General features: G+C 48.9%; 11 protein-coding genes. All 11 read left to right on the top strand.

The window, feature by feature from the left end; translation table 11 throughout:
- Nucleotides 1-159: 159 nt before the first annotated feature.
- The 11 genes from JM642_RS12910 to JM642_RS12860 all read left to right on the top strand — a co-directional run bounded on the left by JM642_RS12910 (nucleotide 160) and on the right by JM642_RS12860 (nucleotide 11879).
- Nucleotides 160-1209: a 3-oxoacyl-ACP synthase III gene (locus tag JM642_RS12910; RefSeq protein ID WP_011717598.1), complete on the top strand. Its 1050-nt coding sequence runs from the start codon at nucleotides 160-162 to the stop codon at nucleotides 1207-1209.
- 157 nt (nucleotides 1210-1366) lie between these two features.
- Nucleotides 1367-2329, top strand: a complete 963-nt coding sequence (locus tag JM642_RS12905; RefSeq protein ID WP_172587489.1) for an alpha/beta fold hydrolase — start codon at nucleotides 1367-1369, stop codon at nucleotides 2327-2329.
- On the top strand, nucleotides 2329-4155 hold the full coding sequence (oleC, locus tag JM642_RS12900; protein ID WP_203431922.1) for an olefin beta-lactone synthetase: 1827 nt from the start codon (nucleotides 2329-2331) through the stop codon (nucleotides 4153-4155). Before JM642_RS12905 ends, oleC begins: the two co-directional genes overlap by 1 nt.
- Nucleotides 4156-4295: 140 nt before the next feature.
- Nucleotides 4296-5459 carry a 2-alkyl-3-oxoalkanoate reductase gene (gene oleD, locus JM642_RS12895; protein WP_239000442.1) on the top strand — a complete coding sequence of 388 codons (1164 nt, stop codon included), beginning with the start codon at nucleotides 4296-4298 and terminating at the stop codon, nucleotides 5457-5459.
- Between the two features lie 72 nt (nucleotides 5460-5531).
- Nucleotides 5532-5771: a DUF3624 domain-containing protein gene (locus JM642_RS12890; RefSeq protein ID WP_203431921.1), complete on the top strand. Its 240-nt coding sequence runs from the start codon at nucleotides 5532-5534 to the stop codon at nucleotides 5769-5771.
- Between the two features lie 443 nt (nucleotides 5772-6214).
- The gene (locus JM642_RS12885; protein WP_037417025.1) at nucleotides 6215-7192 is read left to right on the top strand and encodes a TerC family protein; all 978 of its coding nucleotides are present in this window, start codon (nucleotides 6215-6217) and stop codon (nucleotides 7190-7192) included.
- A gap of 443 nt (nucleotides 7193-7635) precedes the next feature.
- The gene (locus JM642_RS12880; protein ID WP_055646780.1) at nucleotides 7636-7941 is read left to right on the top strand and encodes a hypothetical protein; all 306 of its coding nucleotides are present in this window, start codon (nucleotides 7636-7638) and stop codon (nucleotides 7939-7941) included.
- A gap of 271 nt (nucleotides 7942-8212) precedes the next feature.
- Entirely contained in the window at nucleotides 8213-9934 is a 1722-nt protein-coding gene (locus tag JM642_RS12875; RefSeq protein ID WP_203431920.1) for a phospho-sugar mutase, read from the top strand.
- 153 nt (nucleotides 9935-10087) lie between these two features.
- Nucleotides 10088-10471 (top strand): VOC family protein, encoded by a 384-nt coding sequence (locus JM642_RS12870; protein WP_203431919.1) that lies wholly within the window; start codon nucleotides 10088-10090, stop codon nucleotides 10469-10471.
- A gap of 170 nt (nucleotides 10472-10641) precedes the next feature.
- On the top strand, nucleotides 10642-11091 hold the full coding sequence (locus tag JM642_RS12865) for a GyrI-like domain-containing protein (RefSeq protein WP_203431918.1): 450 nt from the start codon (nucleotides 10642-10644) through the stop codon (nucleotides 11089-11091).
- Nucleotides 11092-11201: 110 nt separating this feature from the next.
- The gene (locus JM642_RS12860; RefSeq protein WP_203431917.1) at nucleotides 11202-11879 is read left to right on the top strand and encodes a YafY family protein; all 678 of its coding nucleotides are present in this window, start codon (nucleotides 11202-11204) and stop codon (nucleotides 11877-11879) included.
- Nucleotides 11880-11967 lie beyond the last annotated feature (88 nt).

Genomic DNA, 11967 nt, shown 5'->3' with positions numbered 1-11967 from the left:
CACAAGGGTTTATAAACCCTGTGAGACAAGTCTAAGGCGAAAGATGGTTTTTTATTGAATCATCGGGCTTTTCTTGTTCAAATGTCGCCTTAATGACACATAACAACTAAAAACTGACCTAAAAGATCAGTGATCCTAGTGAGCGAATAAAACAGTTTCATGAAATATTCCCGCGTATTTATTAATAGCCTTGCCTATGAACTGGCACCTGTGGTGGTTTCCAGTAGTGAGCTAGAATCTCGCCTCGCGCCTCTATATCAAAAATTTCGCATTCCCATGGGGCAACTTGCGGCGTTAACGGGCATTACCGAACGCCGTTGGTGGCCCAAAGGGCATCAATTATCCGATGGAGCGATTAAAGCGGCGCACAAGGCGATTGCAGAAACGGGAATAGAAGTCGCCGAGCTGGGCGCTGTGGTGTATACCGGCGTTTGCCGTGACCAGCACGAACCCGCCACCGCCTGTCGGATTGCGGCGGCCTTAGGTGTGTCGAAGGACACGGCGATTTACGATATCAGCAATGCCTGTCTTGGGGTGTTGTCGGGCATTTTAGACATTGCCAACCGTATCGAGCTTGGTCAAATTAAGGCGGGCATGGTGGTGTCCTGTGAATCGGCGCGGGATATTGTTGATGTGACCATTGATAATATGTTGGCCGATCCGACCATGCAGAATTTTGCTCAGTCGCTGGCGACCTTAACTGGCGGCTCTGGCGCGGTGGCGGTGATCCTGACCGATGGCAGTTTGCCGCTGACGAACGTGCGTAAGCATCAGTTACTTGGCGCCTCCCATTTATCTGCGCCGCAGCACCATCAACTGTGTCAGTGGGGTTTGCAGGAAGTTGGTCACAATATTTACCGTGAGTTTATGCGTACCGATGCGGTGACCTTACTCAAAGAAGGGGTCGAGCTGGCAAAGCATACGTGGGAGCATTTCCTCGCCCAGCGGAATTGGTTGGTCGAGCAGGTTGACAAAGTAATCTGTCATCAGGTCGGCGCTTCAAACCGTAAACAGGTCTTGAGTGCGTTAAATATTCCACCTGAAAAAGAATTTCCAACATATCAACTGCTCGGCAATATGGGCACAGTCTCTTTACCCGTCACTGCGGCCATGGCACACGATCAAGGCTTTTTACGCCCAGGGGATCAGGTGAGCTTTTTAGGTATCGGCAGTGGTTTGAACTGCATGATGCTGGGTATTAAGTGGTAGTTTTCCAAGATTGTTATCTGCCTTAGCCGACGCTTGAGAGCAAGGTTTGCTAGGGCATTTTTATGCTTATTGGTTTAGCGATGAGCATAGGTGAAGGCGAATTTGCCAGCACAGGCTACCAATACAAAAACAATTAGAACAAAAGATAGGAAGCGTCATGTTAGACACTCTGTTGCCGTTTAAACGTCATTTTCTAAGCCGTAATGGCAACAAGCTGCATTACATCAATGAAGGCCAAGGTGAGCCTGTGGTCATGGTGCACGGTAATCCAAGTTGGAGTTTTTATTACCGTAATCTCGTGAGCGCCCTTAAGGATACACACCAGTGTATCGTGCCCGACCATATTGGTTGTGGCCTGTCGGATAAGCCGGATGACAGCGGTTACGATTACACCCTTAAGAATCGCATTGATGATTTAGAGGCGCTGCTCGACAGCCTAAAGGTAAAAGAAAACATTACCTTAGTCGTCCACGACTGGGGCGGCATGATCGGCATGGGCTACGCGGCGCGTTACCCTGAGCGAATTAAACGTCTGGTGATTTTAAATACTGGCGCCTTCCATTTACCCGAAACTAAACCCTTACCGCTGGCGCTGTGGATCTGCCGTAATACACTGCTTGGCACCGTATTAGTGCGTGGTTTTAATGCCTTTTCATCGATTGCCTCCTACGTTGGGGTAAAGCGTCAGCCGATGTCAAAGTACATCCGCGAGGCCTATGTTGCGCCGTTTAACTCCTGGGCGAATCGCATTTCGACCTTGCGTTTTGTGCAGGATATTCCGCTAAAACCGGGTGACAGAAACTATCAGCTAGTGTCGGATATCGCTTCTAGCCTGCCAAAGTTTGCCAAGGTGCCGACACTGATTTGCTGGGGTTTACAGGACTTTGTGTTCGATAAGCACTTTTTAGCCAAATGGCGCGAACATATGCCCCATGCACAGGTGCATGAATTTGCCGATTGTGGTCACTATATCCTCGAAGATGCGAGCGATGAGGTGATTACCCATATCAAACACTTTATGGCTGAGGCGCAAACGCCAGCGGCAGAAGTGCAGCACGTTGAAATGGTGCCGGTCACAGAGCCTGAGGCAGAGACTCAAGCGCCACAGGCCGCACATTAATGGCTAGAGTGGAGGATGCGCAGCTCGGCCATGGGACATCTACCGCCGAGCAAGCAAGCGATGCCAATATCTGTCGGCATTTAAAGCAAGCCGCTCATCACATTCCCCATCATCTTGCGGTTGCGGTGCAACAGGGTAAAGGGAAATCCCTTGCCAATCTGACTTACCAAGAACTCGATTTTATTAGCCTCGATAAACAAAGCGATGCCATCGCCTTTGCGCTCAATGCCCATGGGCTGACGCGGGGGATGAAGGCGGTGCTGATGGTCACACCGAGTCTGGATTTTTTTGCGTTAACGTTCGCCTTATTTAAGGCGGGGATTATTCCCGTGCTGGTTGACCCGGGCATGGGCATTAAAAACCTTAAGCAATGTTTTATTGAAGCTGCGCCCGATGCCTTTATCGGTATCCCTAAAGCCCATATCGCCAGACGTTTATTAGGCTGGGGTAAAGGCAGTGTGCAGCATCTTATCAATGTGGATAGTAATCCAAGCGGACTTGCTGACACGCTATCGCGCTTACTTACGGGCGCGCCAAGTTTAGCGTCGATACTCTTATCAACAGCTAAGTCGTCTACAGCTAAGTCATCTGTGGCTAAATTGCCAGAACAGGGTGAGTACCCTATGGCGCTGCTTAGGCATGACGAGATGGCGGCGATTCTCTTTACCAGCGGCAGCACGGGGACGCCGAAAGGCGTTGTCTATAGCCATGGCATGTTTGAGGCGCAAATTCAGGCGCTAAAACAGGATTATGGCATTGCACATGGCGAGCGTGATTTAGCGACATTTCCGCTATTTTCCCTCTTTGGTCCAGCGCTCGGTATGGCATCGATTGTGCCTGAGATGGATGCCAGCAAACCGATTACGGCCAATCCTGAATTTTTATTTGCCGCTATTGAGAAATACCAATGCAGCAATATCTTCGTCAATCCAGCATTGCTTGAGCGTTTAGGCCGCGCCGGTGAGCAAACCGAGTCGAAGCGCCAACATAAACTCAGTAGTGTGAAACGCGTGATTTCCGCTGGCGCGCCCGCGACTATTGCCTCGATTGCCCGTTTTAGCAAAATGCTCAGTGACGGCGTGCCTGTACTCAATTCCTACGGCGCTACCGAATCCTTACCCATCAGCATGATCGCCAGCGACGAGCTATTGACCACGACTCAAACCACAGATAATGGTGGTGGGATTTGTGTCGGTCGCGCCATCGATGGTGTCAGCATCGAGATTATCGCCATCACTGAGGATAACATCCCTGAGTGGGATAATGGCCTGCGTCTTAACGCGGGGGAAATTGGCGAAATAGTGGTAACAGGCCCTATGGTGAGCCAGTCCTATTATCGCCGCGAAACGGCAACGACGGCGGCTAAAATCTGGGACCGCGAGCAGCAAACCTTTAGGCACAGAATGGGCGACCTTGGCTATCTGGACGACAGCGGCTGGTTGTGGATGTGTGGCCGCAAAGCCCATAGAGTGGATGCCACCCAAGGCGGGCAGTGTATTAAACGTTACTATTCCATTCCGAGTGAGCGTATTTTTAATACCCATCCGAATGTGAAGCGCTCGGCGTTAGTGGGGATCAAAGTGAAGGGGCAAGGCGGCGCGAGTGAGATTGAACCCCTCATCTGCATCGAGCTTGACCAATCCTTGGTCTGCAATAAGAGCGCGCAGCTCTATCAAGAGCTGATGGCGATTGCCGAGCAGTATAGCCACACTCAGGGGATTAGACGTTTTCTCATTCATCCCGATTTCCCCGTGGATGTGCGCCACAATGCCAAAATATTTAGAGAAAAATTAGCCGTTTGGGCGCAATCGCAAACCAAAGGCTGATGTTCATTTAAGGGACTTTTAACCTTACTCGTCTAGATTTTCTGTTGCTTTTTAGTGGCATGGGGATGAAATATTATTCCATTGCATATAAGCGCTGAACTTAATACTGTAAACGACACTGTGTGTCTCGGAATAGCAAGATGACCGATAATTGTTCCATTTCTCTCGCCCCTACGGACTTAGAATGTACGCCGTCGCAACCAACAGGCCTAAACCAAGTGGGCGGTGACCAAGCATGTAGCAAACTAAGTCTCGATAAGCGTGAGCAAGTCGCGCTTTATGCCTTGGCTGCTAAGGTCAACCATGCCTTTGTGACCGGCGCGGGTGGATTTTTGGGTAAGGCCATTTGCCTACGTTTGGTTGCGGCTGGGATTAAGGTGACAGGCTTTGCCCGTGGCCATTATCCTGAGCTTGAAGCTCTTGGCGTGACTATGGTTCAAGGGGATTTAGCCAATCCTGAGCAAGTCAAACAGGCGATGCAGGGCTGCGATATCGTATTCCATGTGGCTTCAAAAGCGGGTGTCTGGGGCGACAGAGACAGCTATTTTTGCCCTAATGTGAAGGGCGCAGCTAATGTGATTGCTGCTTGCAAAGCGCTTAAAATCAGTAAATTAGTCTATACCAGCACTCCTAGCGTGATCTTTGCGGGCGAGGATGAAGCGGGTATTGATGAATCGACGCCCTACGCCAGCCGTTTTTTAAATTTTTATGCTCACTCCAAGGCGATAGCCGAGAAGATGATGCTCGATGCTAATCAAATCTCTTCAACTGCATCGGCGTATGCGCTAAAGACCGTTGCCCTGCGGCCGCATTTGATTTGGGGTCCTGGCGATCCCCACCTTGTGCCGCGGGTACTGGAACGTGGCCGTTTAGGAAAGTTAAAACTGGTTGGCCGTGAAGATAAACTGGTCGATACCATTTATATCGATAATGCGGCTTATGCCCACATTCTGGCGGCCGTTGAGCTTTGCCAAGTCTCGCCTAAGTGCCAAGGGAAAGCCTATTTTGTCAGTAACGACGAGCCTGTAACTATGGCCAAGATGCTGAACCTCATTCTAGCCTGTGATGGATTGCCGCCAGTGACCGCGCGCGTGCCACAGACTCTGGCCTATGTGGTGGGCGCAGTGTTAGAAATGACATATCGACTGCTGAATAAGCAAGAAGAGCCGATAATGACCCGCTTTGTTGCCAAACAGCTCTCCTGTAGCCATTACTTCGATATCAGCGCGGCAAAACGGGACTTTGGTTATCATGCCTTAGTGTCGATAGACGAGGGTATGAGGCGACTTAAGGCATCGCTCTAGTGCGGTATTTAGCACAGGACAAACTTGGTGATATCTTATGCCGTTACGGTAAGCTAATGGATTAAAACGTTAATGGCGTGCGACGATTGTAATACTTCGATTTTTCGGCAAAAGATTGGCCGCTGCAAACGCTGCATGTGGCAGTTGACGTTGCTGTCGCTTATCGGTTGGCCGTTGTGGTGGTATCTCTACAGTGACACTCCACGTGAGGTCAACTCCATCACCTTACTGTTTTTCTGCTCAGCCTTTAGTGGTTTGTTGTTACTGCATCTTGTGGTATTAGTCACGCGTCGTCTGCTCGGTCGCGAATAGTTTTTTCGCTTCCCATCGAATCTCCTTTTTATCCTTTGTGGTGAGCGATCACACACGCCATTTACGCTATTTCAAGCGGCCATTCTTGCCCGCGGATTTTTCATTTTCGCTTAATACTCAAGTGTTAAACAGTGCGCTCAAACAGATCGCTTTTCACACCGTTAGCGCAAACGCTATCGATTTGTGCTGGCTAAGGCGTGAGTAGTGATGATCCCGTGAGCGTTAGGACTAGGCTTAAATCTGATAAGAGTACGATAAATGCTCCGAAGATAGGGTCTAGTGCAACTAGTTGTTTTGGCTGTTTAGTATGGATTTAAACAAATTTTAATCTGCTATTTTAAACTTTTTACCCTGTTTCACTGTTTTTGGTGTCGCTAAGTATTAAGATCGAGCATGGCGATGTGGCCGAGAAAACTCGGTATTTTTAGGTTTTAGGGAGTGTTATGGAGTTTTTTACCACGCTATTTGTGGGTTACCCGATATGGGTTTGGTTAATGTTTTTTGGCTTTGTGTTGGCATTGTTAGCCTTCGACTTAGGCGTGCTACACAAAGAGCAACACGAAATTACCGTGGCAGAGAGTCTTAAGTTATCGGCCTTTTATATCTGTATGGGTCTGTTGTTCGGCGCTTGGTTATGGTGGTACAAGGGTTCGACCGCGGGGATGGAATACCTCACGGGTTACCTTATCGAAAAATCCTTATCTATGGATAACGTCTTCGTTATCGCGCTTATTTTCAGTAGCTTAGGCATTCCCCGTCTGTATCAACACCGAGTGTTATTCTGGGGGATCATGGGCGTTATTGTGCTACGTGCCATTATGATTGGCTTAGGCGCGGCGCTGGTGGCGCAATACCAAGGCGTGTTGGTGTTATTCGGCCTGTTCTTGATTTTCACCGGTATTAAGATGCTCTTTTCCGATGATGAGCATGGTGATATCCAAGATAATAAGTTTTACAAATGGTTACGCTCTAAAATGCGTTTTACCCCAAGCCTTCATCAAGAGAAGTTTTGGGTAAGGGGAGAGGAGCATCAACTCAGCAAAGGCTGGTGGGCAACGCCTCTGTTTTTGGCGTTGATCTTAGTCGAAACCGCGGATCTGGTGTTTGCAGTAGACAGTATTCCGGCGATTTTTGCGATTACCCAAGATCCCTTTATCGTCTATACCTCTAATATCTTTGCGATTTTAGGTCTGCGGGCATTGTATTTCGCCCTCGCGGCCATGGTGCATCGTTTCGAGTACCTCAAGTATGCGCTATCGGTGGTATTGGTGTTTATCGGTGTAAAAGTCGGACTGGTGTACTTTAATCATGAAGGCATTGTGGACTTTAAAATCCCAACGGCCTTATCCCTTGGTGTCACCTTCGGCCTCTTGCTGGCGGGGGTATTATTCTCCCTGTGGAAGACGCGCGAGCAGAAGTAAGCTAATGTTTTTCTACCTAAAACTGGCGCCATAGTGCGCAAGTTTTTTATTCGGTCATCTCAAAGATAGGTTGTGATTGCCTGGGTTATTGACCGATGAAATAACTTCTATTTGCGGTTTTTAGGTTTGGTAAAAGTGTGCAAACTGTTCTATTTTTCGTATAGACAGTCGTTTGGCTCGGGCTTTCTTTCTACTTGGGTAATCGTTCGCCTTACAGCGCACTGAGCCAAATATAGATAGTCTGTTTTCATCAATTTTGCACTAATAACAATAAATTATTAGCACCATCAAATTTGTGGCTTAGCTCTTTATCTGCCGGAATGGGACGACAGTTTGGCTCATTCTGAGATGTTGGCCATTACGCCACGCCATCATTACAAATAATCGAACAGATGACCGCGAACCAGGCCGTTAATGCCGAGGATCGTACGAGGAGAAAGATCATGTCTATGGTGAGTGCGAAGGAATTTGCTCATTGGCTAAAGAAACGCTTCGAGGGTGTTGAAAAGGGCGTGAGTTTAACTCGAGAAGATATCAATCAGCTGACCGGACGCCAAAATTTTTCATTGGTGTTTGTCCATGATATTCACTACGAGTTGATGCGTTTTGGCATCGCCTTTGTGACAGACACGGGGCGCGATACATATTATCTTGTGCGGGTTTTCGATAAACCTTGGCGAAATCAATTGGAGCAGGACTCTGAAAAGGAGCTGTTCTCTAACGTAGTGTCGATTAATTTACTGCGTTAAGACGTCAATTCGTGGCATTTATCAGTGCAATTTTGCTTGAGGTGGTGAGTGCTTTCGAAGCACCTCGGCGCGCTGCTGCGCAAGCACGACAGCCCCTGTTACATGAGGATTAACAGGGTTAATAAATCGCGTCTTTACGTGACTTAACTTCTCCTAATTTCGTTACACTTTCTCTCTTTACACTTAAATCCGCCGCGAAAAGTGCAAATTTGCTTGTTCTTCGGCATGGATTTTCCTAAGGTAATTGAAAATGATTTTCACTGAGGCTCCTATGAATACTCATCTGCAATTACAGGTTAAGCATTGGCTCGAAAATGACCCTGATCCCCGCACTCAGGCACAACTGCAAGCCTTAATCGACGCCGGCAATGACGCCGAACTCGAGGCACGTTTTGCTGGACGGTTAGAGTTTGGTACCGCCGGATTACGCGGTGTGGTGGGCGCAGGTCCTATGGGCATGAATCGCTTGGTTATCCGCCAAACGTCTGCAGGGCTTGGTGCCTATCTACTCGAACAAATTAAAGATGCCGCCGAGCGCGGGGTTGTGATTGGTTACGATGGCCGCCACGATTCACGCACTTTCGCCCATGATACCGCCAGTGTACTCACCGCGATGGGGATTAAAGTGCGCCTCACCTCCAAAGTGGCGCCAACGCCGCTGGTGGCCTTTGGGGTGAAACATTTTAATGCCGCTGCGGGCATTGTGGTGACTGCCAGCCATAACCCGCCACAATACAATGGCTACAAAGTGTATTGGGAAAACGGCGCGCAGATTATCCCGCCCCATGACTCAGGTATCGCCGCTAAGATTGAGCAGGCGGCAACCCAAGCAATTCCGTTTATGGATCAGGCTGATGCCATCAAGCACGGTAAATTGATTTGGCTTAATGACGATTATTACGAAACCTATCGCCGCGGCGTGATGCACGCTAATGTGCTGCAAAATCACACTGCGCCCGAAAAAGTCAGCCTTGCCTATACCGCTATGCATGGTGTGGGCGCTGAAATGGCGGAAACTGTGCTTAAGGATGCGGGTTTTACCCAAGTGTATTCGGTGGCGGCGCAGCGCGAGCCCGATGGAGATTTCCCAACGGTTAACTTCCCTAATCCGGAAGAAAAGGGCGCGATGGACTTAGTCATCGCCGAAGCGAAAAAGCATGGCACCATGCTCGCCTGTGCCAATGACCCCGATGCCGATAGATTTGCGGTTGCTGTACGCAAAGATGATGGCGAATATCAAATGCTAACGGGTGACCAAGTAGGCGTGCTCTTTGGTCATTATCTGTTAAGCCATGCGAGCAAGGAACAACGTCTGGTGGGCACCACCATAGTGTCTTCTAGTTTGTTATCTAAAATTGCCAAAGGCTTTGGCGTTGAAAGCTATACCACGCTCACCGGTTTTAAGTGGCTGATGAATGTGGGAATTGCGCAGAGTCAGCCTGACAATCAATTCCTGTTTGCCTACGAAGAGGCACTGGGTTACACCGTCGGTAACATGGTGTGGGATAAGGACGGCCTGTCAGCTCTCGTCGCCTTCGCCCAATTAACCGCCGAGCTTGCCGCCAAAGGGCAAACCATTTGGGATAGACTCGAGCAGATATACCGCGAGCAGGGTTTCCATCTCAATGCCCAAGTCAGCATTGCCTTAAAGCCCGACACGCCCAATATCGGCGCGTATCTGCGTGAACATCCGCCGTTGGCAATTGGTGAGCATGCCGTGGTGTCGACTGATGATCTCAAGGCGTTAGAGCGCCGTTTTGCCGATGGCAAGGTCGAGAAAATCAATCTGCCCGCCAGTGATGTATTAACTTACCGCTTAGCAAATGGCGCGCGGGTGATAGTACGGCCGTCGGGCACTGAGCCTAAAATCAAGTGTTACTACGAGGTGGTTGAACCTATGACGGCGCAAGACACCTTGGCCAGCGCCCAAGCACGGGCTACTCAGGCGATGGAGGCGTTTATTTCAGCTCATCAGGCGAGCCTACCTAAATAAGCGCTTTTAGTGCACTCAATAAAATCAGCTTCACTCAAAGGCTACTGACATGATGTTGTCAGTAGCCTTGTTTTATTCTTGTTGTTGTCCGCTGGTGGTCCACATTTATAACATGATGAATCATTGGCATTTTTCAACAAGGAGAAAGTGAAAATGTTATCAATTGCACCGTTAGTCTGGGGTGAAATTCCTGTCAGTGATATGGATCGTGCCATCGCTTTTTATCAACAACATTTCGGCGTTGAATTTAAACGTGACGATATGGAAGACATGCAATACGCGACGCTGGTAACAGAGGAGGAAGGCGCACCAAGCATTGGCCTCGTTAAATGCAGCATGAGCAAACCGTCGATGGACGGTAGCACTGTATACCTGCATTTCAGCGCGCAATTGCAACCTTTAGTGGATAAACTCGTGGCCGCCAATGTGACTATGTTATTGCCTGTGACGCCTATCAAGGACGGCAGTTGTGGTTATATCGCGCTGTTTGTGGATAGCGAAGGCAATAAAGTCGGCCTCTGGTCGCAAAATCAGTAATGTAAACCCTGCAGAGTCGTGCCTTGGCACGGCTCTTGGTACTGATGTTTACGTCGATCTTTAATTCGAGTGGATACAGTCAGTTCTGCGGATAAGAGCGATATGCAGTAACGTCTCGCGATAGCCTTAAACAAGCAACAGCAAATTTCAGTGATGAAGGTGAAAGGATAATGGAACAGGTTTTTATGGCGGCTCAACCTATGCTTGGGCTGAGTACGCGCACCAATAATAACGCCGAAATGGCGGCTGAGGGCGGCAAGATTGCAGCGCTTTGGCAGACATTCTTTGAGTCATCACAACTTACGGCGATGCTCGATTCTCCCATGTATGGGGTTTACTACGACTATGAATCGGATATGACGGGAGACTATTCGGTTTTAGTGGGGAAAAGCGTTGAGTCTGTAAATGAAACTGGCCCTTTTACGGCGTTGCTGCTACGAGAAGGAAACTACCTTAAGTTCAGTGCACAAGGGGAAATGCCCCAGTGTGTGGTAGATCTTTGGGGACAGATTTGGCGCTACTTTAGTGCACCTGATTGCCCGCATCAGCGTGATTATCAAACGGATTTTGAAGTGTATCGAAGCGCCGATAAGGTCGAGATTTATATTGGGATTGTGTAGGCCGAATCCATAACGCTTTGCCAATACAGTATCGCTTGGGATGGCCCACTTTAGCGGGTAAGATCCCTTAACTTTCGCAGCCAAGCCAATTTGAGGTGTGATTACTGTCCATGCGCCGTGCCGACCGCCTATTTCAAATAGTGCAAATTCTTAAACATCGACGATTAACGACCGCCCAAGAGCTGGCGGATCGTTTAGAAGTCTCGACCCGCACCGTATACCGTGATGTGCAGGATTTGTGTTTGAGCGGCATTCCCATTGAAGGGGAGGCGGGCGTGGGCTATCTATTGCGCCACGAAGTGAATGTGCCGCCACTGATGTTTAACGAGGCCGAATTAGAGGCGATTCAAGTTGGCATGCGTATGGTGCAAACATGGGGCGGCAAAGAGCTTGGCAGTGCGGCGCGTCAGGCGATGATAAAAGTGGAAGCCGTGCTACCTAAGCGTTTGCAAGCCTATCAATCCTTGATGTTTTCGCCGGATTTTTATTTAGATTCCAACGAGTTTCAGTTTCTGGATCCGCTGCGTAATGCGGCCCAGCGCCGTGAGTACGTCAAACTCTTCTATCAAGATGTGAATAAAGCCCTGACCGAGCGCGAAGTGCGGCCGCTCGCCATCTATTTTTGGCGCGGCACTTGGACCTTGCTGACCTGGTGCGAATTACGCCAAGATTTTCGCAACTTTCGGGTCGATCGTATTACAGGATTATTAAGGCTTAACCGCCATTTTGAACCGACGCCGGGGCAGGAATTAGAGGATTATATTTGCCAGATGGAGAATCGTGCTTAATTTTTCTGCTTTTATGCACTTGCCATTTGAGTTTTATTGCAATTTAGTTCCTATTTTCGATGTGTTATTTCTTTTTATCAAAATCGAG

It is taken from the genome of Shewanella sp. LZH-2, assembly GCF_016859145.1.
GTDB lineage: Bacteria > Pseudomonadota > Gammaproteobacteria > Enterobacterales > Shewanellaceae > Shewanella > Shewanella xiamenensis.
Note: the sequence above shows the minus strand (reverse complement) of the source record. Positions and strands in the feature narration are given on the sequence as shown.

Excerpts from the sequence above, each read along its gene's own strand:
- JM642_RS12865 (WP_203431918.1), top strand. The coding sequence starts at position 10,642 with ATGGAACAGGTTTTTATGGCGGCTCAACCTATGCTTGGGCTGAGTACG.
- JM642_RS12905 (WP_172587489.1), top strand. The coding sequence starts at position 1,367 with ATGTTAGACACTCTGTTGCCGTTTAAACGTCATTTTCTAAGCCGTAAT.
- JM642_RS12890 (WP_203431921.1), top strand. The coding sequence starts at position 5,532 with ATGGCGTGCGACGATTGTAATACTTCGATTTTTCGGCAAAAGATTGGC.
- JM642_RS12910 (WP_011717598.1), top strand. The coding sequence starts at position 160 with ATGAAATATTCCCGCGTATTTATTAATAGCCTTGCCTATGAACTGGCA.
- oleC (WP_203431922.1), top strand. The coding sequence starts at position 2,329 with ATGGCTAGAGTGGAGGATGCGCAGCTCGGCCATGGGACATCTACCGCC.
- JM642_RS12875 (WP_203431920.1), top strand. The coding sequence starts at position 8,213 with ATGAATACTCATCTGCAATTACAGGTTAAGCATTGGCTCGAAAATGAC.
- JM642_RS12885 (WP_037417025.1), top strand. The coding sequence starts at position 6,215 with ATGGAGTTTTTTACCACGCTATTTGTGGGTTACCCGATATGGGTTTGG.
- JM642_RS12870 (WP_203431919.1), top strand. The coding sequence starts at position 10,088 with ATGTTATCAATTGCACCGTTAGTCTGGGGTGAAATTCCTGTCAGTGAT.
- JM642_RS12880 (WP_055646780.1), top strand. The coding sequence starts at position 7,636 with ATGTCTATGGTGAGTGCGAAGGAATTTGCTCATTGGCTAAAGAAACGC.
- JM642_RS12860 (WP_203431917.1), top strand. The coding sequence starts at position 11,202 with ATGCGCCGTGCCGACCGCCTATTTCAAATAGTGCAAATTCTTAAACAT.
- oleD (WP_239000442.1), top strand. The coding sequence starts at position 4,296 with ATGACCGATAATTGTTCCATTTCTCTCGCCCCTACGGACTTAGAATGT.